The organism is Anaerosacchariphilus polymeriproducens, assembly GCF_003363435.1.
Classification (GTDB): Bacteria; Bacillota; Clostridia; order Lachnospirales; family Lachnospiraceae; genus Anaerosacchariphilus; species Anaerosacchariphilus polymeriproducens.
This window is the reverse complement of the sequence record NZ_QRCT01000028.1, coordinates 39,229-60,614: the sequence shown is the minus strand read 5'-3', so window position 1 is coordinate 60,614 and position 21,386 is coordinate 39,229. Positions and strand designations below refer to the sequence as shown.

At 33.2% G+C, this 21,386-nt stretch carries 19 protein-coding genes; 3 read left to right on the top strand and 16 right to left on the bottom strand.

Going from position 1 to position 21,386, the window contains the following annotated elements:
• Positions 1-18 precede the first annotated feature (18 nt).
• From DWV06_RS10000 to addB, 12 genes are all read right to left on the bottom strand, one after another.
• Positions 19-450, bottom strand: a complete 432-nt coding sequence (locus tag DWV06_RS10000) for a stage V sporulation protein AB (RefSeq protein WP_115482047.1) — start codon at positions 448-450, stop codon at positions 19-21.
• Positions 440-1,069 (bottom strand): stage V sporulation protein AA, encoded by a 630-nt coding sequence (locus tag DWV06_RS09995; RefSeq protein ID WP_115482046.1) that lies wholly within the window; start codon positions 1,067-1,069, stop codon positions 440-442. Before DWV06_RS09995 ends, DWV06_RS10000 begins: the two co-directional genes overlap by 11 nt.
• A complete protein-coding gene (locus tag DWV06_RS09990; RefSeq protein ID WP_115482045.1) occupies positions 1,032-1,214 on the bottom strand; it encodes a hypothetical protein in 183 nt (60 codons plus the stop codon). The genes DWV06_RS09995 and DWV06_RS09990 overlap by 38 nt, the downstream gene beginning before the upstream one ends.
• Positions 1,215-1,348: 134 nt before the next feature.
• The gene (locus tag DWV06_RS09985) at positions 1,349-2,767 is read right to left on the bottom strand and encodes a polysaccharide deacetylase family protein (protein WP_115482044.1); all 1,419 of its coding nucleotides are present in this window, start codon (positions 2,765-2,767) and stop codon (positions 1,349-1,351) included.
• Positions 2,768-2,778: 11 nt separating this feature from the next.
• On the bottom strand, positions 2,779-3,804 hold the full coding sequence (locus DWV06_RS09980; RefSeq protein ID WP_115482043.1) for a peptidylprolyl isomerase: 1,026 nt from the start codon (positions 3,802-3,804) through the stop codon (positions 2,779-2,781).
• A 14-nt stretch (positions 3,805-3,818) separates the two neighbouring features.
• On the bottom strand, positions 3,819-5,216 hold the full coding sequence (locus DWV06_RS09975) for an NAD(P)/FAD-dependent oxidoreductase (RefSeq protein WP_115482042.1): 1,398 nt from the start codon (positions 5,214-5,216) through the stop codon (positions 3,819-3,821).
• A gap of 20 nt (positions 5,217-5,236) precedes the next feature.
• Positions 5,237-5,500, bottom strand: coding sequence for a glyoxalase (locus DWV06_RS09970; protein WP_115482041.1), 264 nt, complete (start codon positions 5,498-5,500; stop codon positions 5,237-5,239).
• Positions 5,501-5,518: 18 nt separating this feature from the next.
• Positions 5,519-6,298: an HAD family hydrolase gene (locus DWV06_RS09965; protein ID WP_115482040.1), complete on the bottom strand. Its 780-nt coding sequence runs from the start codon at positions 6,296-6,298 to the stop codon at positions 5,519-5,521.
• Entirely contained in the window at positions 6,295-6,978 is a 684-nt protein-coding gene (locus DWV06_RS09960) for an HAD family hydrolase (RefSeq protein ID WP_115482039.1), read from the bottom strand. Before DWV06_RS09960 ends, DWV06_RS09965 begins: the two co-directional genes overlap by 4 nt.
• 36 nt (positions 6,979-7,014) lie before the next feature.
• On the bottom strand, positions 7,015-7,602 hold the full coding sequence (locus DWV06_RS09955; RefSeq protein ID WP_115482038.1) for a Maf family protein: 588 nt from the start codon (positions 7,600-7,602) through the stop codon (positions 7,015-7,017).
• Entirely contained in the window at positions 7,599-11,300 is a 3,702-nt protein-coding gene (gene addA / locus DWV06_RS09950) for a helicase-exonuclease AddAB subunit AddA (protein ID WP_115482037.1), read from the bottom strand. The genes DWV06_RS09955 and addA overlap by 4 nt, the downstream gene beginning before the upstream one ends.
• A gap of 2 nt (positions 11,301-11,302) precedes the next feature.
• A complete protein-coding gene (gene addB / locus DWV06_RS09945) occupies positions 11,303-14,716 on the bottom strand; it encodes a helicase-exonuclease AddAB subunit AddB (RefSeq protein WP_115482036.1) in 3,414 nt (1,137 codons plus the stop codon).
• 384 nt (positions 14,717-15,100) lie between these two features.
• Here addB and DWV06_RS09940 point away from each other — a divergent pair, with 384 nt between their 5' ends.
• On the top strand, positions 15,101-15,790 hold the full coding sequence (locus DWV06_RS09940) for a leucine-rich repeat domain-containing protein (RefSeq protein ID WP_147289851.1): 690 nt from the start codon (positions 15,101-15,103) through the stop codon (positions 15,788-15,790).
• A 56-nt stretch (positions 15,791-15,846) separates the two neighbouring features.
• Here DWV06_RS09940 and DWV06_RS09935 read toward each other — a convergent pair whose 3' ends face one another.
• From DWV06_RS09935 to DWV06_RS09920, 4 genes are all read right to left on the bottom strand, one after another.
• Positions 15,847-16,653: a DUF6612 family protein gene (locus tag DWV06_RS09935; RefSeq protein ID WP_115482034.1), complete on the bottom strand. Its 807-nt coding sequence runs from the start codon at positions 16,651-16,653 to the stop codon at positions 15,847-15,849.
• A 184-nt stretch (positions 16,654-16,837) separates the two neighbouring features.
• Entirely contained in the window at positions 16,838-17,422 is a 585-nt protein-coding gene (locus DWV06_RS09930) for a biotin transporter BioY (RefSeq protein WP_115482033.1), read from the bottom strand.
• 99 nt (positions 17,423-17,521) lie between these two features.
• The gene (locus DWV06_RS09925; RefSeq protein ID WP_115482032.1) at positions 17,522-19,534 is read right to left on the bottom strand and encodes a methyl-accepting chemotaxis protein; all 2,013 of its coding nucleotides are present in this window, start codon (positions 19,532-19,534) and stop codon (positions 17,522-17,524) included.
• Positions 19,535-19,783: 249 nt separating this feature from the next.
• Positions 19,784-20,158, bottom strand: a complete 375-nt coding sequence (locus tag DWV06_RS09920; RefSeq protein ID WP_115482031.1) for a DUF6483 family protein — start codon at positions 20,156-20,158, stop codon at positions 19,784-19,786.
• A gap of 184 nt (positions 20,159-20,342) precedes the next feature.
• On the opposite strand from DWV06_RS09920, the gene DWV06_RS09915 reads away from it, so the two are divergent.
• Entirely contained in the window at positions 20,343-20,681 is a 339-nt protein-coding gene (locus DWV06_RS09915) for a PadR family transcriptional regulator (protein WP_115482030.1), read from the top strand.
• Positions 20,678-21,334: a DUF1129 domain-containing protein gene (locus DWV06_RS09910; protein ID WP_115482029.1), complete on the top strand. Its 657-nt coding sequence runs from the start codon at positions 20,678-20,680 to the stop codon at positions 21,332-21,334. The genes DWV06_RS09915 and DWV06_RS09910 overlap by 4 nt, the downstream gene beginning before the upstream one ends.
• The last annotated feature ends 52 nt before the right edge of the window (positions 21,335-21,386 follow it).

Genomic DNA, 21,386 nt, shown 5'->3' with positions numbered 1-21,386 from the left:
TCTTTTTAATTTTTTGTTTTACCATCCTTTATAAAAATAAATCAAAGAACCTATCATTTTTCCTAAAGCAATACCTAGTAACATCCATCTGATACCATGTTTCATTTTAATACGTCGTGTAATGATTGGTATCGTATTGATTACCTCTACAAGAGATATCGCTAAACACCCAACATAAATTCCTGAAAATAAACCGAAAAGCAATAGTAATATCCACCCTACACCAAATAAATATTGATGTAACGGAACTTGGAATATAGAGATAATGGTACCGATAACTCCTCCTAATAAAATGGCATCTTCATAAAGAAGAACATTTCCAGCTGTTTTTGTTTTTTGGACCAAACGCTGTATCACACCAATTGATACAACAAATGCAAATACAGCTCCTGAAATAACACCACCATAAGCCAATCCCAAAAAGCATAAAAATATCTGCTTAATCCACATCGATATCAATTCCTTTTCTATTTTTTTCTTCTATAATTGTTTTGTCTACTTCTTCTTCATAAGTTTTCATTTCTACTTGCATAGGAGTCGGATCACTTGTCAGAAATTTACCACCCAAATGGTTAAAAAATACAATAATTCCAACTGCTAAACCAATCGAATAGCTAATTTCTAAAACAGAAAAACCATCTGGCTTTTTATTCATTACCAAAAAATAAATGTTTTTGAATACACCAGTTAAATTAACATCATTATGAAATGTCATAATAGTAAACATAGCGCCAAAGAAAACAATCAAAGTAATAAAAATCGTTTTTAACCACTTCTTAATCTCATTTTTTTGATTTTGTTCTCCGTAATAAAGAATAAAATCTTTCTCTCCCTGATTCTCTACTTGAAGATCAGGAACTACTTTATGGATTAAAGAAATAACTTTCATGATAGATACTACTTCTTGTCTTGTTTTATTCGTATCCAGCTGCAGCACTTTTAATGTTTTTAAGCGATTTAAAATATTTTTATTTTTGCATTCTAATGATGCAATATCACCTAGGTTTACTTCTTTAGATTCTACTCTTACTCTACGTTCGATCTTGATATATAATATTTCTCCAGCCACTTTTCTCCTCCATACAGTTTTCTACCAAAGTTCCTTCTGTTATTTTTTTATCTTTATTTAAATAATTCATATAATAGACGGCTCCAATCATGACCGCAGCAATAACTAATGTAAATAAATATAATCTTATCTTAGTTTTACTCATAATAATTCCCTCACTTTCATTTCATAGTATTCCACTCTTTAAAGAAAATATTTATCTATTTCTTTAATATTTACACAAAAAAACAGTTAGAGAATTTTCATCTCTAACTGTATATGAATTCTTATATTAAGCATCTACATTTTATCTACAGGTGTTGGTCTTGCTGGATCAAAGACTGATTTCACATCAATGATATCAGATAATTGATCAATAGAATCATCAATCATATCGTAATACATCCGTACACCATCTATATTTCTACGCCCTTGTCTTACATAATCATCTTTAATTTGTACCCAGTATTTAGAAGAATCTACGTTACAGAAGTAATTAAAACCGGCATTTTTCAAATATTCGTAACGTTCTCCTTCATAACCTTTCCAAGATCCGACATCTGCTCCAAAAGGATAAATCAAAATATCTGTGTCTCCTACTATAGGTTGAACCGTATCTTCCCATTTATCAACATCCTTTTTGAATTTATCCATATCTATCGCCTGATAACTTCTATGTCCATAGCTATGGCTAGCAATTTCCCAACCGGCATCTTTCAAACCTTGGGCTACTTTTTTGGCATCTTCACAGTCTTTTTGATACGTAGGATTGGATGCATAATCCGGGTCAGTACGATAACCAAATACACCATTATAACCTGTTACTGCAAGAATTCCTCTTGCACCACGATATGAAAAATCAGGGTGTTTCTCAATAAAACTCTCAATTATCGGTACCAAATCATAATCACCTGTTACTACAGTTCCATCATCTTTTATGTATTCACAGGTTGGACGGCCATTCTTATCAATAATAATTTTAGAGGCAAATCCATCTCCTTCCATATATTCATAATAACATACGTCATCCTGTGACAAAACAAAAGGTTTTTTCCCTTCCGGCAGATAAATTTCACCAGGAGTAAATACTTCTTTTCCTTCCCCATTCGCTTTTTTCACAGCCATATCATGAATACTTACTAAAACATATCCTTTATCATACATTTGCTGCAAAATTTTATTAAATTCATCTACTGTAGTCATGACCTGATTATAACCTTTTTCTTTATCATCACCATCAAATGCTTTTTTCGTATCTACGATCAAAGAATGAAAGAAAATATGTGTTATGGTATCTACTGCATCATATTTCACCATCGTTTTCTTCGTTTCTTCATAACTTGATATTGCTGCAGTTAATTCTGCATATTTACTATAATCTGCATATCCTTTGATCATTTCAATCGCTTTATCATAATCGTAACCTGCTGCTGTTTTATTCGCTTGAGCAAGTAACTCCTCACGCTTCTGTTTTTCTAGTTCTTCCTTTTGTTCAGGAGTGATCTCTTTTTCTTTCGCACCTTTTTTATTAGAATCTTCTTTCATAGCATTTTCTCGCGTTTGATAAGATTCATTCTTTTTAACGCCTTTATAAAGTCCATAACCAATTCCTACCAGACCTGCTATAATAACAATTCCTAATACACATATCATAGCTATAGATTTTATTAACTGTTTGTTTCTATTTTTTCTTCTTTGGTTTCTTGAATCATTCAACATTTTAATCCTCCTCAGTTATTATTATAATACTCATTATATACATCAAAAAAACTTGTAGTTACAATTTTAGCATCTTTCACTAATGTCACCTTATCCCATAATTTATTGTTAAATTCTGTAGACAGTTCTTTGATGAAATTATCATATTCTTCATGGAAAGCTGTTTCTTTCCGTTCCTTAGAAATCTTTGCCTTATTGGCATCTGTAAGAGTCCTCTCTAAATGACAAACGCATTTGATCACAAAATAACCATCTTCTGTTTCGATTACATCACTAATCTGTCCATCTTCCAATTCAAAAGCTTCTTTTACATATGTATCAGGCATGTCACCTCTGCCAAAAGTAAGGTTCCCCTGTATCCCCTTTGGATTCAAATCCATCAGCACATTGAAATCTTCTCCACTTTTAGCTCTTTCTAAAATATTCTCTGCTTCCGATCTGGCTGTTTCTTTATTCTTATCCGTAGCTTTTACAAAAACCTGCTGAACCGTAACAATACGAGCTTCATCATCACTGACCTCTTGTTGAACGTCTTCTGTTATTTTATTATACGCTTTTACTGCTAATGCATATTGCTTATATAAATCGACCAATGTCTTCTCATTAACATTCATGTAAGCAATTTCTTCTTTCTGTAAAGATTTATAATAAAATTCCGCTGCTTTTTCTGCTCTTTTAAGCTCTGTCTGGTCCAAACTTATTTTCTTTTTTTCCGCCAGCAAGTCCATACATTTAATCCGAGATAATTTGTTAATCGTTTCTTCCTTTACATAATCTTCTAATGTACGGCCTTTAAACTCTTCATGCCATAAATCAGTTTCAAACATGGAATCATAATGATTCTTGGCATTTGTTAATAAAACCATTGCTTCCGAGTAAGTACATACTTTATTACCGATTTTAAAAACATCATCTTTTCCCAATCCAGTTGTAAATACAAATTTTGTTTTCCCTATACTGCAGCCAATTAAACTTACTATAATAATTAACATAACCAGAATAAGTAATCGCAAAAAATACTTACCTGTTTTTCTCATTTGTTAACTCCTTTTTACTCTCCCAAAATACTTCTTGCTACACTTATTCCATTAGCCGAAGCTTGTTGTAGACCTCTTGTAACAGATGCGCCATCCCCAATTGCTCTTAATCCTTTCATACTTGTTTCAAAATCTTTATTGATTACAACTTTATTAGAGTAAAATTTCACCTCTACTCCATATAAAAGTGTTTCATCACTTGCAATTCCGGGCGTTACTTTATCAAGAGCCATAATCATCTCTTCAATATCCACCATAATTCTATGAGGAAATACCAGCGAAAGATCTCCAGGAACCGCATCTTTTAAAGTTGGGATCAAATTATTTCTACATAACCTTTCTTCCGTTGTTCTTCTTCCCCTACGGAAATCACCAAAGGTTTGAACTAAAATCCTACCGTCACATAACATATTGCTTAACTGTGCAATTTGTTTCCCATATTCAATTGGTGTTCGAAATGGTTTGGTGAAGTTTTTTGAAACTAATAATGCAAAGTTCGTGTTATTTGTTTTATATTCATCTGCCTTATATGCATGACCATTTACGACCGCCAGACCATTTTCATAATATTCTGTTGCAACTTCACCGGAAGGATTGGTGCAGAAAGTCCTTACTTTGTCATCAAATGTTGGTGTATGATATACTAATTTGGCTTCATATAGATTTTTATTCAAAAAATCCATTATCTCATCTCTGACTTCTACACGGACTCCAATATCCACCGTTCCGACTTTTGTTTCAATTTTATTATCCTGACAAATATGACTGAACCAATCCGCCCCTTCACGACCGACTGCAGCTACTATTTCGTCTGCATAATAAGTCTCGTCACTATCTGTCACAACACCTTTGACTGTATTCTCTTCAGATAACAGTTCCTTTACCATAGTCCTAAATTGAATCTCAACACCTTTATCTAACAAATGTTGTTGAAGTTTGCTATATATCTTATAGCCTTCTTCGGTTCCAAGATGGCGTATAGGACACTCGATTAATTTCAGATTTGCATTAATTGCTTTTCGTCTTATCTCACGAATTTCATCCTGTTTATCAACACCATATACTTTTTCGTCTGCACCAAAATCCAAATATATTTGGTCCGATACATTAATCAGCTCTAATGACTCTTCATATCCCAAAATATCAGGTAAGTTCCCTCCCACATCCGGTGACAGTGACAATTTTCCATCTGAAAACGCCCCTGCTCCTGCAAATCCGGTAGTAATCGAACATGGCTGACATCCAACACACTTTTGTGTAATTCTTTTCGGACATTGACGTTCTTCAATTCTTCTGCCCTTTTCCAACATTAGAATTTTAATATCCGATTTTTTTCTGATTAGTTCATATGCACAAAATATACCTGATGGGCCTGCACCAATAATAATAACATCATAGTTTTTTCTCTTCATATATTTTGCAGCTCCTTTCTCTACGCTTCTACAACCAAATATCTTCCTCCTGGCAATGGAAATACTTCTGCTGCCTCTTCCAATTCTTCTAAAGACATTCCTTCTACATCCATTCCACTATCTTCAAAATATGCTTTTACATCCTGAATAGAATCACATACAACAGCCAGACAGTCTTCTAAAAACGCTTCTGCCTCTTCTAATGTATTCGCAACATTTTCATCAAATAACTTTGATTGTAATCTTAAAAAAGTTTCTAAACACTCATTATCATACTCATACATATAAATACCCTCCTGCTATTATAAATCCTCTAAAATACTTAATAATGTATTCTCTACACTATTGGTTGTCTTGTTACACATATTACGTATATCTTCTTCAGCATTACTCATTGCATAACTAGTCCCAACTGATTCAAACATTTCAACATCATTATAATTATCACCAAATGCAATACATTCTTCTGATTTAATATCAAGTTTTTCTTGCAAAGCCCTCATTGCACTCCCTTTATTAACCCCAAAAGCGAGCAAATCCATCCAAATAATACCCGAAGTAACAACTGACAATGTTTTTCCCCATTTTTCTTTAAAATATACAGCGGCTTCATCAATTCCATTTTTATCTTGAATCGATATTTTAAGAATTTCATCTTCAACAGCTAAAATATCATCCACTATCTGAAGATCGTATTTCAGTACTTCTTCCATATAGTGTCTGAAAAATTCTCCCTTAGGCTGTATATAAGTCCCTTTTTTTCCTGTCATCACTACTTCGCATTCATCTTTCTCATATACATCCTCTAAAATCCCTCTCACTACCTCCGGAGCTATAGGCTCCTGCATAATGGAATGTTCTTTATAATAAATCTGCGAACCATTCTCTGCTATATATCCGATTTGATCCTTTATTGGAGAAAATAAGCGCCTTAGATTATCATACTGCCTTCCACTGGCAGCTACAAATATGATTCCTTTATCAATTAGTACTTTAACAATTTCTATCATGCTCTCACTAATTGAATCTCCTGATTTCTCCAACAACGTTCCATCTATGTCACTTGCAATTAATTTTATCATTTCTCTCCCTCTGACTCATTTTTATCTAATATCTGTAATGTTAATAGTTCCTCTGGTTCAGTAATGATACACTTCGCAAAATTATCTTCCAATTCCTTCCTGTCACGGAATCCCCATAATACTCCAACTGTATACATTTGAGCACTATTTCCCGTCTGCATATCTGTATTCGTATCTCCTACATAGATACATTCTTCTGGTTTGATTCCAAGCTCCTCGGCAATAAGCAGTGCTCCTTGAGGATTTGGTTTTTTCGGAACATCTTGTGTATGTCCTTTTACATAATCGAAGTAATCATTCCCAAATAGAAATTTAACTACATCTATTGTATTATCATGCGGTTTATTAGATAATACTGCAATTTTATAACCCCGATTTTTAATTACCTCTAAAGCCTCAGGAATTCCCGAATACGCCTTCACTTGGTATAACGAATCTTTACGGAAAAATTCTCTGAATTTTTTCAGTACTTTTTCATAATCTTTACAATCCGTATCGCCTGCCGCCTTTAAGGCGCGTTCTATCAAGACTGGTGCACCATCTCCGACAAAGTAATTATAGTCCGATTCCTTATGTGGTTGATAACCGAAATATTCTAACGTTCTATTGGCCGTATACGCAATTGATTTAATTGTATCTGCTAAAGTTCCATCCAAATCAAAAATATATGCTTTATACATCTTTCGTCCTTTTTCTCCCTTATCTTACATATCATATTATGAATCTTCAAAAATAGCAATCCCCCTATTTATGAATTCCTGATATAACCTTCCTATTGGAAGCCCGACAACCGCATTATAATCACCTTCTATTTTTTTGATATATGCGGCTCCCGCACCTTGAATTCCATAGGCCCCAGCCTTGTCCATTGGTTCGTTTGTTTGTATATAATATTCGATTTCTTGGTTTTTCATGGGATAAAACGAAACTTCCGTCCCTTCAAAAAATTCAAAATGTTCCCAGGAACCCTTCTTGTTCTCCCAAACTGAAACTCCTGTATAAACAGTATGCGACTTGCCCTGCAATTGATTCAACATTTCAAAAGCATCTTCTTTATCTCTTGGTTTTCCCATGATCACACCTTGATGAACTACAATGGTATCAGCACCAATTACAAGCACTTTTTCTTCTAATGACTTTGCCACGTCTTCTGCTTTTTGGCATGCAAGTTCCTGTACTGCTTTAGAAGGCTCTGACTGTGTAATCACTTCATCTACATTGCTTACCATAATCTCGAATTTCATATTTATTTGTTCTAAAAGTTCTTTTCTTCTCGGTGAAGCTGAAGCTAAAATTATTCTCATAAAGATATTTCCTCCTGTAGAGCGAAAGAATAAATAATACTCTCCTCCACTTGTTTTTTATCTGCTCGATTCAACGCCTTTTTATATAGGTCAATTTGTATTTTATATTTTTGAATCAATTCCTCTTTTTTTGTTACATAATCGGTTTTATAATCCATCAATATTAGTTTACCGTCTTCTTCAAAATATGCATCAATAATTCCCTGAACTAAAATCAACTCATCACTATCGATTCCCGGATAAATTTCACAAGCTTTCAATCCCATAACAAAAGGCTGTTCTTTTCTCAGCTTCCCCCGTTTATCTGCAGACTGCATTCGTTTCCCTAAATTAGATTGAAAAAATTCATATACACGAAATGGATTAACCATCCCGATAGTTTCTTGATCAATTTTGCCTAATGATAGTAATTGTTCCATTTGTTTTTTTATACTATTAAGATCAGATATATCAGAGAAATTTAGGCTTTCCATTACTTTATGATAAGCGGTACCTCTTGCAGCTCCTGATATTGTTTCTTCTCTCTTCATAAACTTTGGAATAATCGGTTCTAATTCAGAACCTACAACAAATTCTTCTTCCCACTGTTCGTCTAACAATAAAGTTTCTAACTTTTGTACCTGATCCATTACTTCATCTTCCTGATATCTTTTCTTTAATTCTGAAACCGATATTTTAGACTGAATTTCCGTTTCTTTATCATAAGGATAACAATAATGCAGTCTGCTTTTTACCTGTTCTAATATATTTGTGTCAGGAAATTGTATTTTTTCCAAAAACATTTCTTTTGATGCCTTTGTTTCCAATTGAAGTGAGATCTCTTCACGGAAAACTTCCTCTAAATTTACTATTTTAACTTGAAATTCACAGGGATAATGAAACAATGGATGTTCCACTGGAATTTCATATTCCAAATCACTTAAAATTTGTTTGAATCCCCTGTGACGGATTAACGCCGGAACAATCCAATCAAAATAACATTTTGCCTTTGAAATGACAGAGAATGATAACGAAATCTCTTTTTGTTTCGTATGGAAATAAGCTGTTCTGATTAAATTCTCATAATCTGAAACGCCTCCGGTAAGTATCAGTTTCTCTTTTGCTCTGGTTAATGCTACATAAAGAATCCTCAATTCCTCTCCCAAATTCTCCAATACGGTCTGACGTGCCAGCACTTTCTTTAAAAGTGTTGGACTTTTTATCCTAAGCACGGTATCAATATAATCGATTCCAATACCCAAGTCAGGATGTAAAATCACCTTCTTTTTTGCATCTTGTTCATTAAATCTTTTTCCCATCCCAGCTGCAAAAACAATAGGAAATTCCAAACCTTTACTTTTATGAATGCTCATGATTCGTACAGTATCTTCATTTTCGTCTAAAATGCTTGCTTCTCCAAAGTCAACATCATACTTTTGAAGCTGTTCTATATAACGTACGAAATGAAATAACCCTTTATAACTGGTATTTTCAAAAGCAATTGCTTTCTCAATCAGCATCTCAACATTGGCTTTTCTTTGCTGACCACCCGGCATTGCACTGACGAAATCTTTATAACCGGTCTTTTCTAATATATAGCACAAAAGATCATGAATTGGAGTATAGGAAAGCATCGTGCGGAACTCCTTTAACATTTCATAGAAAGGATAAAGTCTTTCTTTCAACTCACCATCTTCTTCGCATATGCGAAAAAATGCTTCATATATAGGTTCTTCTCTATAAGCAATTTTTATTTGTGCTAATTCTTGGGCATTTAATCCAACAATAGGTGAAGATAATACCGCAGTCATAGGAATTTCCTGTCTTGGATTATCAATTATTTTTAATAGATTTAAAATAACCTGTATTTCCAATGCAGAAAAGTAACCTGTCCCAGAAGTAGTATGAGCTGGAATACCCTCTCTTGCAAGAACCTCTACAAACGTATCTGCCCAGCCGGAAATCGTCCTAAGTAAAATGACGATATCATGGTACCTGGCTTTTCTAAACGAATTTCCCGATTCCTCCAATATATCCATTCCGGTAATTGGATGGACCAATTCCCTAATCTTAGCCGCAATTGCTCTTGCTTCTATTTCTTTTAACGTAATGCCTTCCTCTTTTATTTCTTTTTCGTCTTCTTTGGATAAACCTACAAGAATAACCTGCGTATCATTTGCTTCTTTTTCGCTATTTGGTGGGAATTCTGAACCCGGATACAAAGCTGTTCTTTCATTATAGTCTATATTACCAACCGCCTTTGACATGATCTGATAAAAAATAAAATTAATGCCTTCTAACACTTGAGAACGACTTCGAAAATTTTTATCTAAATCAATTCTTTGTTCTAAACTTTCCTCGAATGAATAACGATTGAACTTACTCAAAAACAACTCCGGTCTTGCCAGACGAAAACGATAGATGCTCTGTTTCACATCCCCAACCATAAATAAATTCTTTTTCCCTAACGATTCCTTTGTTATAGTCGACAACAACAATTCTTGAACATAATTACTATCCTGATATTCGTCAATCAGGATTTCATGAAAATATTCTGAAAATTCTGTTGCAATTTCTGTAGGTTTTTTTGTATTTTTATCAATCAGTATATTTAATGCAAAGTGCTCTAAATCATTAAAATCCAATAAATTTTTTTCTTCTTTAACAACTGCAAACCTTTTAGAAAATGTAATAGTAAGATATACGAGTTCCTCCACAGCCGCTCTGCTTCCCTGCATATCTTTCAAAATTTCTTCTGGACTCTGGAAAAAATATTGGCTTCTTAAATTTTTTAGCAGATTTTTGAATTGATCTCTTAAATCTTTTACCATTTGTTTTTTCAGTTCATCGACTGAATCATCTTTTTTGGTAGATAATCGTAGAAAACTAATATTTTTAATCCTTCTATCATATTCCTCATAAGTATTACTTTCTAATACACTTTCTAATTGCTCCAAATCCCCACTTAGAGCCTCTTTATACATGTATGGCCCATCATCATCTGTAATAATGTCCAATGCTTCCATCAATAATTGCTTCATTGATTCGCATTCTCTTCTTACATGATCCAGCATGTGATTCATCCATGGACTTTCTTCCATTTGTTCAAAGGTCTCAGTTTGATATTCTTTCTTACAGCTTTCCAACCATTCAAGTGGCCAAGGATAACTAACAGAAAATTCAAAAAGCTGAAGAATCAAGTCCTTAATTCCCGCATCGCTTTTTTCACCGCCATAAGCTTCAATAAAATTTAAGAACTCTTCCCTTTTCTCTAAATAGGAATCCTCTAGTAATGAATCTAAAACATCCGATTTAATAAGTTTTAATTCACCTTCATCTCCCATTCGAAAATCAGGAGACAAATCTATTTTATGAAAATGGTTTCGAATCACAAATAAGCAGAAACTATGTATTGTCGTAATCTGTGCATTATGAATTAAGGTCAACTGCCTTTGGCAATGGGCATTATCCGGTTCCGCTTCAAGCTTCTTTTCTATCGCTTTTCCTATACGTTCTTTCATTTCCGCTGCTGCTGCATTTGTAAAAGTTACAATCAACAGCCGATCAATATCAATTGGATTTTCGGCACTAGTAATCATGGAAATAATCCGTTCAACTAAAACAGCTGTTTTTCCTGATCCTGCTGCCGCCGATACTAAAATATTCCGGTCTCTTAAGCTTATAACTTTTTCTTGTTCTTTTGTCCACGATACTGCCATGATTACACCCCCTCCTTCATTTTCTTCCAGATTTCTTCCACCGTTAACTCTTTCAGTCTTCTTAAATGCTCATTCACCATCTTTGTGTCTTGTCCACAAATTGCGCTATAATTGCAATAGGTACAACTATCTTTTTGTTTTATCTGATAAGGATTACAAGCCGCATTACCCTGTAATATTTCTTGCCCCAGCTCTTTAATTTTTTTATCCACATAATCCGATAATATTTGAAATTGTTGTCTGGAAGCTATCTTTGACATTTTGCTCAAACTACCATCTTTATTCTTTTTTACCGGAATAACCGATGATTTATCAAAAAAATGATGATCCAGATGCTCAATCACTTCAGAGTCATCATTGACCAATCCATTCACACATAGTTCTTCTAAAATCCTTTGATTAATTTTTTCTTCCTCCTGCACTCCTTCTTTCTCTAAAATTGGATCCTTTAAATTATAATAAAAAATTCCTGCAGGCAATACTTCTTTTTGGGGATTTTCTTTCTGTTTTAGTTCAACGGCAGCATTCAGATATAGTACTAATTGCAGCTGCAGTCCATAATATAAAGCTAATAAATCAAACTTTGTGTTTCCGGATTTGTAATCAATAACTTTTACATAGACATGATCCTCATCCTCATAAGTATCCATCCGATCAATCCGCCCTCTTAATCTTATTTTTTCCTGTTCTGTCAATGAGATATTTAATGATTTTAGATTCTCAACACTTGAAAATGAAATTTCATAATTACTGGGTTGAAAACTGCCATGCTTTATCTGCTCTCCCAAAGCCCAAACGCTACGTTCCAAAATACGTTTGATTCTTGTAATCGTATACTCATTTCGGGCGTTACTAAAAAGAATATTGGATTCATTTGCCAATACTGCTTCGTCTACACTATCATTAATATAGTTTAATTGTTCCTCTTTAGGAATATCAAACCAGGTATAGGGACCTTTCACTATTTTTTTCGAATAAATTTCTAAAGATTCATGGAAAATATTCCCCATATCTACTGCTGCAAATTGATACTCCAATCGTTCTTTAAGCCGTAATCCATATGTCAAAAAATGTGAGAATGCACAAGATGCATATTGTTCTAGCCTTGTTACGCTGCTTTCCAGTACTCTTCCATATAATTCAGCAGCTACAGATTGACTAATTTTATCTTCTTTTCTTTGATAAAAAACTGCTTCTAAGAGCTGCTGCATCTTATCTTTCCATTCCGGCTGCTGTTGATACCATGCAAATAGAGTCAAACTCTCTTCCCCTGTTTTGTATTCCTTAAATTCCCGAAGAGATTGTATCAAGAAATCAATACTACTTCTGGGTGTTACAATTTCTTCTAAAACAGATTTCTTTTTTTCTTCTTCCTGAACCATCATATTAGGGAACATTTTTAATAAAGTTCCAATTAAATAAGACTTTCGTACACTTTTGCCTTCTCCATTTAATTTACTGCAAGTCAGATATAATTTTTCTTCCGGTTTTGTCATATTCATATAAAGATAAAACCTTTGGGTATAGACCCTTTCTCTGGCTGTTGGTGCCAAGCGTACCTTATTCTGAGCCAGATGCTCCCGCTCAAGTTGAGAGATGATCCCTCCTCCCTGATTAGAGCCCGGAATAATCCCATCATTGACACCTATAAAAAACAATACCCGAATATGATTCAGTCTCGTCCTCTCGATATCCCCAATCATAACCCTGTCATAACCCGGCGGAATAATTCCAATTTTAACCTCTGCAAAACCTGCATCTAATATTTCCTGAAATTCTTTTAGTGATACCTGCTCCTCTCCTAAAAGCTCCACTAGTTTTTCTAAAAGTTCCATAACAGCCTTGTAAATCTGTCCATATTCTTTCGCCCTTGCATTGTCACCTTGAATTTTGAAGAATTCTTCCTTTTCCTTTAACTGCTTTTGTATTTCTCTTTCAAGAATAAAATGATATAATGCAACCGTCTGCTCTTGAACAGTGACACTTTTTTTCTGAAATGTTTCGACTAATACTTGAAATTGATTATTTATTATCTCTCTAATTTGATTCAGTTTCGCTAGTTCAGTTTCTGTATATCCCCTAATAAGCCGGACCCACTTACGATTCCATGCTTTCTGCCCTCTTATTCCGGTTGCCAAAATATAATTTTCCAACCTATCAATTTCTTCCATTTTCACTTCTGCCAAGTCGCTCTTCAAATAACGGAAGATACTTTCATATGAAAAATTTTGTTCCAACACTTGAAGCGCCGAACGAATATATTCAATAAATGGATTAAAAAGTACACTCTTTTTATAGTCTAAGAAACAAGGAATCTCGTATTGTTGAAAAATGGTTTCTACATAATTACTGAACAGTCCAATATCTCCTGTAACAACTGCAATATCTTTATAACGATATCCCTCTTCTCGGACCAAACGCTTAATCTCTTTCCCAATAAAACGAACTTCTTCTTGTGGATTCTGTGTAATATGGATACTGATTTCATCTTGTTCATTTAAATATGTATTTTTTTCATATCGAAATAAATTTTGTTCCAGCCATGCCAATGCAGGTGCTTTTATAAAGCGATGTATCGTATCTTTTCCAAGTATAATATCTTTCTTTTGTTCTACACCAGTTGACTTCGCCATTTCTTTTAATTCAAAGATAGTTCGTTTACTAAGATGAAACAACCTAAAATCTTCATCCTGAAAATAAGGATTCTCTCTGGCATCTATAGTAATCGTGACCAACAGCATCTTAGCTAACGAAAGAAACCTTTCAATAAGTTTGTTTTGAATCGGAGTAAAACCGGTAAATCCATCTAACGCAATTACTGAATTCTTAACAATGTCCGACTCTCCAATCACCTGACTTAATACCTCTAAAATTTCTTCTGCTGTAATATATTTACCCTCGATAAATTCTTGAAAGCCTTCATACAAAGTTAAAACATCATTAAGTTTGCTCTTTAAAGAGAAAGGTAAATTCACTTTCTCCACCTTTATCAATTCTTCTAATTTCCCCGGAGATATGTCATATTGAGACAATTCAGAAATCATAGATTTTACTTCACTAATATATCCAAGTTTATTTATATTACCTTTCAAAATTTGAAGCTGCTCTTGCTTATGAAAGGCAATTTTACGAAGTACCAAATTTTTTCCTGTATCCTCTAAAACAATTCCTTCTTTCCTTCCGACCTCTTCAAAAATCCGATATGCCAAGCGTTGGAAACTAAGAACATCGATATTAATAATTGAATGATTTGGATGCAGAGAAACCAATTCCTTCTGCGTTGCCATTGTAAACTGTTCAGGTACAATTACGATATAATTAATATCAGGATTGTCTATCGCTTTTTCTATTATTTCCTGAAATAAAAGATGAGATTTACCTGCTCCTGAATTTCCTAAAATTAATTGTAATGACATATCTTTTCTCCTTTTGTTATTCTATATTCTATTATAACTTGTCATAAGATAAGGGGCAAGTTTATCCCATACATTGATTCGTAAATGTCCCTTTTTTATTATTAAATTTTTTTAAGTTTACACTATTTGACAAATTATTCCATCCTTTTTCATTATTATAATTTTCAGATTCCATACACAAAAAAATATTAAGGAGGTTTCGTTATGAAACAGAATGGACAAAAAATTTTAATTAGTCTTGCAACTATGATTGCCCTATTCAGTATGTCATTGATATCTGTTTTTGCTGCAACTGATAAAAGAATCGGTGTACTGACTAGCAATGGTATTGCTCTTGTTAAAGAGGGCGGGTTAAGCGCAAATTGGACGGATGAGTACCATAACGTGAAACAACTTGTCTTATCCGGTAACAGAATTGGAGTTCTTACAAACTCTGGTATCGCTCTTGTCAAAGAAGGCGGGTTGAGTGCAACATGGGTAACTGAGTATCATAATGTAAAACAACTTGTCTTGTCTGGTAACAGAATTGGAGTACTAACTAACGAAGGGGTTGCTCTTGTTAAGGAAGGTGATTTAAATGCATCTTGGGTAGATGAATATCACAATGTAAAACAACTTGATTTATCCTTAAATAGGATTGGAGTTGTCACTGACTCTGGTATCGCTCTTGTCAAAGAAGGTGGATTGAGTGCAGAATGGACCGATGAATACCATGGTGTCTCTCAACTTTCCTTATCAAGTAATAGAATTGGGGTACTTACAAGCTCTGGTATCGCTTTTGTCAAAGAAGGCGGGTTAAGTGCAACTTGGATAGACGAATACCATGATGTCAATCAACTTGTCTTATCCGGCAACAGAATTGGAGTATTAACAAATAGTGTTGCTCTTGTTAAAGAAGGCGGGTTAAGCGCAACATGGACCGATGAATACCATGATGTCAATCAGCTTGCATTATCCGGTAACAGAATTGGGGTATTAACAAATGGTGTTGCTCTTGTCAAAGAAGGCGGGTTAAGTGCAACATGGATCAATGAATACCAAAATGCTAAACAGCTAGTTCTACCATGTGAATAAATTCCCACAAAAAAAATCAGGGTATTTTGTTAACTAACAGATACCCTGATTTTTTTCTATTTAATTAATGATGACATGTCTTGAGCTTTTTTAGCTTCTTCTGGAACTTCGATACTTTTCACACTATCGTAGCTTTTGAAATTTATATCCACATTACATGATAACTTTATTTCAGATTTCTCTGTTGTACCCAATTTTAAATTCATAGACTTAGTTTTGAAATTATCTTTGTCTATCAGAATAGTTAAATCAATAGAGTAATCTTCTAGATTATTATCTGTAATTCCCAAACTCTTATAATTAGAATAAAGTGATTTCAATGTATCACCTGTTAACTTGCCTGTTAATTCATAACATTCCGTATTATCTTTTTTTACTGAATCTTTTGATATTTTAAAATCTGAACTTAAATCTTTCAATGCTTTATAATCAATCATTGAACTATAATCATATTCCGCCATATCAGTAGTCATCTTATACCATCCTGCATTCTTATCATAGGTATAAGTCGTATATTTCCCATTGTCTTCTTTCTCGGTATATACCTTCAGTGGTGTTTCATGCTCCTGTCCGGCAGCTTTCATCTTCATGGTTCCTTCCATTTTCACTGTCTGAGGTTTTAAAATAACAGAAGAAGTTCCATCGATATCTATAGAGAATTCTGTTGCGCCCGCAGCTTTTTCTCCTCCTTCACTGGAAATAGACATTTTAATGTCCATCTCTGCTGACTTATAATTTTTAGATGTTTCTTGCATTTTTGTCAACAATTCCTCAGAGTTTTTCACACTTTTTTTGGCTGAGCATCCGCTTGCCAGAGCAGCACCCATAGCTGTCAACAATAACAATAATTTTAGTTTTTTCATATTCTCCTCTTTCTGTAACCTAAATTCATCTTTATCTTTCTCGGTTCACATCATTTTTATTCGTTGTATTTCAAATTTTAGTATCGAAACACAACAATAAAAATATATATAAAAAACCGATTTATGTCAATAGCTAATATTAATTATTGTTATAGTATTACTATGTACTACTACTTAGCAATAATTATATGAAGGACTGATATCTTTCATTATGTTTCATTTTATTCAATAAAGGAATCAACTTATATGCCAGTAAAGCACTTAATATACATAAAAAAATATCTCCTGGAATCACTAACCAAAAACAATATAAGAATAATTTCGATAATCCTATCGGTGAGTGAATCACAAAATTACTGATTACATAACAATAACTCAATCCACAAGCGTAAACAATCCCCAATCCAATAAAATTAGCAGAAAGGATACGTTTCATAGATGGATTCATCACTTTATTGGCAACCATTCCTGTAACATAGGCTGCAATGCAAAATCCGATAATATAGCCGAAACTTGGTTTGAAAATATACCAAATTCCACCTCCCTCCGTAAATACCGGCATACCGATCAATCCTAGTACAATATAACCAAATACACTGAATGCTCCCAATCTCCCCCCCAATAAAAGTCCTGCCATCATCGTAAACAGAAATTGAAGTGTAAACGGCACTACAGGTACTGGGATTTTAAGAAAAGTCCCAATTACAATTAGGGCAATAAAAAGCGCACACAGGGCTAAATCCTTAGGTGTAATTTTTCTTTCTTGCATAATTATACTCTCCTTATACTATTTTTTTTATGAATTTACTATATCCCTCTTTCCATAAATTGTCAACCCTGTATGCAAAAAAGTTTACACTTTGCAGTTCTAAATCTTAAATTGTAAAATGATCATCTGTAATTCTTGTGCTATCGATGATAGACCTTCTGCAAAATTTGCAATTTCATCCATAGTTGCCGTCTGTTCTTCCATAGACGCAGAAACTTCTTCCGTCCCCGCTGCATTTTCTTGAGAAATTGCTGAAAGATTTTGTGTTAAATCAATAATTTTATTTTTATTCTGCGTCATTAGTTCTGCCGATTTATTTAACTTTTCGATGATCTCTTGCATTAAGTCAATCGCTTGTGCAATACCATTGAATTTACTTTCTGTTTCTTTTACACTTTCTGTTTGGGATTTTACTATTTGATTAACTTCTTTAATCGTATCAACCGCACTTAAAGATTTTAATTTCAATTCATCAATAACAATTTCAATATCATTTGTAAAATCATTTGATTGTTCTGCCAATTTCCTTATTTCATCCGCAACAACTGCAAATCCACGACCGGCCTCCCCTGCTCTTGCTGCTTCTATTGCAGCATTTAAAGCAAGCAGATTGGTCTGTTCCGCTATACTTTTGATCATTGCACTTGCATTCTCAATCTTTTCAGCACTTGCATTGTTACTCAGAATTACTTCATATACCGACTGAGATGCTGCATCATTTTGTCTGGATTTCTCAACAAGCATATTTAAAATTTTAAATCCCTCTTCTTTCTCTTTATCAATCTGCATTGCTGCTTGATTCAAATCTCTTAAATAGAATGAATCCTGCTCTAATAATTCTCCCATTTCTTTCACATTATATGCTGTAATTTCCGTATCTTTCGCTTGTTCACCTGCTCCGAGTGCTATTTCTCCAATCGTTTTTGCGACTAACTCTGTCTCCATTGTTGTCTGATCTGCCGTTGCTGTTAATTCTTGTGCAGATGCAGCCACCTGTTGTGCAGAATCCGTTGTTTTTACAATGAATTCTCTTACATTCTCCTGCATCGTCTGCAACGACAATATCATTTTGCCTATCTCATCTTTTCTTGAACTGTATATTTTTGCTTGTTTATCCTGTTCCATTATAAAATCCAAATCAGACAATTTGTGTATTCTTTTTGTAACATATATAAGGGGTTTTACAATATTGCCACTTACAAAAAAAGTAATAACAGCTCCTAATATCAGTGCCCCAATAATCATATTGACTAAAATGTTTCTTATGCTTTTTATACTTGCAAGTACTTCTGACTCTTCTATTCCCACTACCATAATCCATGAACTGTTTGGAATCGGTGTAAATCCTACGATACGGTTTGTACCTTCAAATAAATAGGTTCCAATTCCTTCTTCTCCTAAAATCATATGTTCAGCTGTTAACTTTGCCAAAGCTTTATAGTCTGGATTATCTTTTCCAGCTTCAATTAAATTGAATTTTTTTAATACCAGATCCTGTTTTTTATGTCCAATTATCGTTCCGGCGTTATCTAAAATGTATCCATATCCACTGTCTCCATATTTAAATTCATTTGCAATTTCATTTAATAAACTTCCATCCCTGCTTCCACAAAGTACTCCTATCAATTTTCCTTCTGAATAAACAGGTACCGCAAATGACAACACTGCTTTTCCTGTTTCACTATCGACTGCAAGATCTGATATGCCTGATTTTCCATTTAATGCTTCCTTAACATATGCTTCATTACTTAAATCAATATTATCTCTGGTATCATTAAAGATTTTACCCTTTCCGTTTGTATTTAGAATCGAAAACTCAATATAACCAGCTCTCTCAGCTTCTGCTTTAAAAAAATCAAGTTTCGACTTATCTGGAATTGTCATATCTGAAACGTTTGAGTTTTGTGCCAGACTCATCATATAGCTAATTTGCTCATCCAATCGAGCTTTTACATAATTTGATTCCATTTGTGCCAACAGTTCTAAATCCTTATTCGTACCTGCTAACAAATTTTTATTAACAACATAGATACAAACAATACCTAAAACACTTGTAATCGTTAAAATAACTATTGTGAAAACAATAATAAGCCTAATTTTTAATGATTTCATAACTCATCTCCCTTTTGCACTTTAATCTATTAAAACTTGTACTATCAGCTTTTATATTTTAACATAATTACTTGTATTTTAAAAGTGTTTTCTGATAACTTAAGGCAATATTTTTATATGATGATGCATTTAATATATGTTTCCTGTTTTGTCACAATTTTACAACTTAATTTATATAATGAAATATTCTGCTATTTATTTAGTTCGGAATTAAAAAAAAGCCGTAAGACCTTCGTCTCACAGCTTCTATCAAGCATTACAATTATAAAGTTTTTGAATATGTTCCAAATCTTCTATGATTTCTTGTCTTGAAAAATTACACTCTTCTAATTGTTTTTCCGTATATTTATTAATTTGATCATAAAACTCTTTCGCAATCTGTAAATATTTTGGAGATTGTTTTTTCTCTATCGCCTCTAATAAAATATTCTCTGCCATATTTACTTCTCTATCCCTAAGAAATTTCTGGATTCTAAAATGAACCAAATCTTCTTCAGATAAAACAATATCAATCTCTTTATTCTCTGAATCCATATCACCATTTTTTCCTATCAATGCACCTGCTAATGTGTCGCCCATTGCAGCAATCAATTTTTTAATATAATCATCTTCATAAGCTGCCATTCTTTTCTCCTCCTAAATAGCTTTACTTATTTTTAATAAACATATTTATATTATCACACTATTTTAGTGAAGTCAAAAATATTTATTGACATCTTCATTACCTAAATATTTATTGACATCTTCCTTACCTTGTAATACAATATACTGGTACCTTGCAATACATAATATCTAAGGAGGGAAAAGATTGATAACATCGCAAATGCTAAAAGGAATGCTGGAAGGATGTATCCTTCAGGTCATTAGTATGGAAGAAACCTACGGATATGAAATTTCACGTAAATTAAACTTATATGGTTTTGGTGAAATATCGGAAGGGACTATTTATCCATTATTATTAAGACTTCAAAAAAATGGACTTATTTCCTCCGTGATGAAAGCATCCGAAAATGGTCCTAATCGGAAATATTTTAATCTTACTGCAAAAGGAGAAATTGAACTTAACTCATTTAAAGATAATTGCAAAGAACTATTTTATGCAATTAATCAACTTTTTGAAAACGATAAAGGAGGGCAAATACTATGAATAAAAAAACAAAATATCTAATTAAAGAGAATAAGACCAGAGAAAAAGAAATCAACAAAGAAAATGAGGATATACTGACTAATATTATTTTATATCTTCGCGGTTCTGATTTGTCTAGGTATAATCAAGAAATGGTTAGAGCCGACCTAATAGATATGATTATTGAAGGACAAAAACGAGGCGATGATATTCAGAAGGTAATCGGAGAAAATTATAAAGAAATATGTGATGAAATAATCAATAGCTTTCCACAAAAAACATACAGTGAAAAGATATTTCAATTAATATCAGAAATTGTTTTAATAATGTGGGTTATTGGTATCATATCAGTTGTATCTGATTTTATAATTATTAGTTTAATAACTAGGGAACCATATGAATTTAATCTTACTGTTGGAAAAATTATAAGCGGGATTCTTACTATACTATTTGCGGAAGTTTATATACATTTTCTTTGCAAACAGGCCTTTGCTCCGAAAAAAATATCAAAAAGTATTCTCGAATTTTTGTTCATTTGGATTATGGTATTTATAATATCATTTTTACCATTTATTTTTAAAAATGTAATACTGACAATTCCATTATATATTGCAGCAATTATCGTTTTTATACTTTTTGCAATAGAAAGAATCATGGATAAGTTTCTTTCATAAGAGAACATAAGCTACGAAATAAATACAACTTTAGCAATATAAAAAATAACTA

Excerpts from the sequence above, each read along its gene's own strand:
- DWV06_RS09920 (WP_115482031.1), bottom strand. The coding sequence starts at position 20,158 with ATGGCAGCTTATGAAGATGATTATATTAAAAAATTGATTGCTGCAATG.
- DWV06_RS09965 (WP_115482040.1), bottom strand. The coding sequence starts at position 6,298 with ATGATAAAATTAATTGCAAGTGACATAGATGGAACGTTGTTGGAGAAA.
- DWV06_RS09935 (WP_115482034.1), bottom strand. The coding sequence starts at position 16,653 with ATGAAAAAACTAAAATTATTGTTATTGTTGACAGCTATGGGTGCTGCT.
- DWV06_RS09990 (WP_115482045.1), bottom strand. The coding sequence starts at position 1,214 with ATGAGTAAAACTAAGATAAGATTATATTTATTTACATTAGTTATTGCT.
- DWV06_RS09910 (WP_115482029.1), top strand. The coding sequence starts at position 20,678 with ATGAATAAAAAAACAAAATATCTAATTAAAGAGAATAAGACCAGAGAA.
- DWV06_RS09925 (WP_115482032.1), bottom strand. The coding sequence starts at position 19,534 with ATGAAATCATTAAAAATTAGGCTTATTATTGTTTTCACAATAGTTATT.
- DWV06_RS09960 (WP_115482039.1), bottom strand. The coding sequence starts at position 6,978 with ATGTATAAAGCATATATTTTTGATTTGGATGGAACTTTAGCAGATACA.
- DWV06_RS09975 (WP_115482042.1), bottom strand. The coding sequence starts at position 5,216 with ATGAAGAGAAAAAACTATGATGTTATTATTATTGGTGCAGGCCCATCA.
- addB (WP_115482036.1), bottom strand. The coding sequence starts at position 14,716 with ATGTCATTACAATTAATTTTAGGAAATTCAGGAGCAGGTAAATCTCAT.
- DWV06_RS09930 (WP_115482033.1), bottom strand. The coding sequence starts at position 17,422 with ATGCAAGAAAGAAAAATTACACCTAAGGATTTAGCCCTGTGTGCGCTT.
- DWV06_RS09985 (WP_115482044.1), bottom strand. The coding sequence starts at position 2,767 with ATGTTGAATGATTCAAGAAACCAAAGAAGAAAAAATAGAAACAAACAG.
- DWV06_RS09970 (WP_115482041.1), bottom strand. The coding sequence starts at position 5,500 with ATGTATGAGTATGATAATGAGTGTTTAGAAACTTTTTTAAGATTACAA.
- addA (WP_115482037.1), bottom strand. The coding sequence starts at position 11,300 with ATGGCAGTATCGTGGACAAAAGAACAAGAAAAAGTTATAAGCTTAAGA.
- DWV06_RS09955 (WP_115482038.1), bottom strand. The coding sequence starts at position 7,602 with ATGAGAATAATTTTAGCTTCAGCTTCACCGAGAAGAAAAGAACTTTTA.
- DWV06_RS09980 (WP_115482043.1), bottom strand. The coding sequence starts at position 3,804 with ATGAGAAAAACAGGTAAGTATTTTTTGCGATTACTTATTCTGGTTATG.
- DWV06_RS10000 (WP_115482047.1), bottom strand. The coding sequence starts at position 450 with ATGTGGATTAAGCAGATATTTTTATGCTTTTTGGGATTGGCTTATGGT.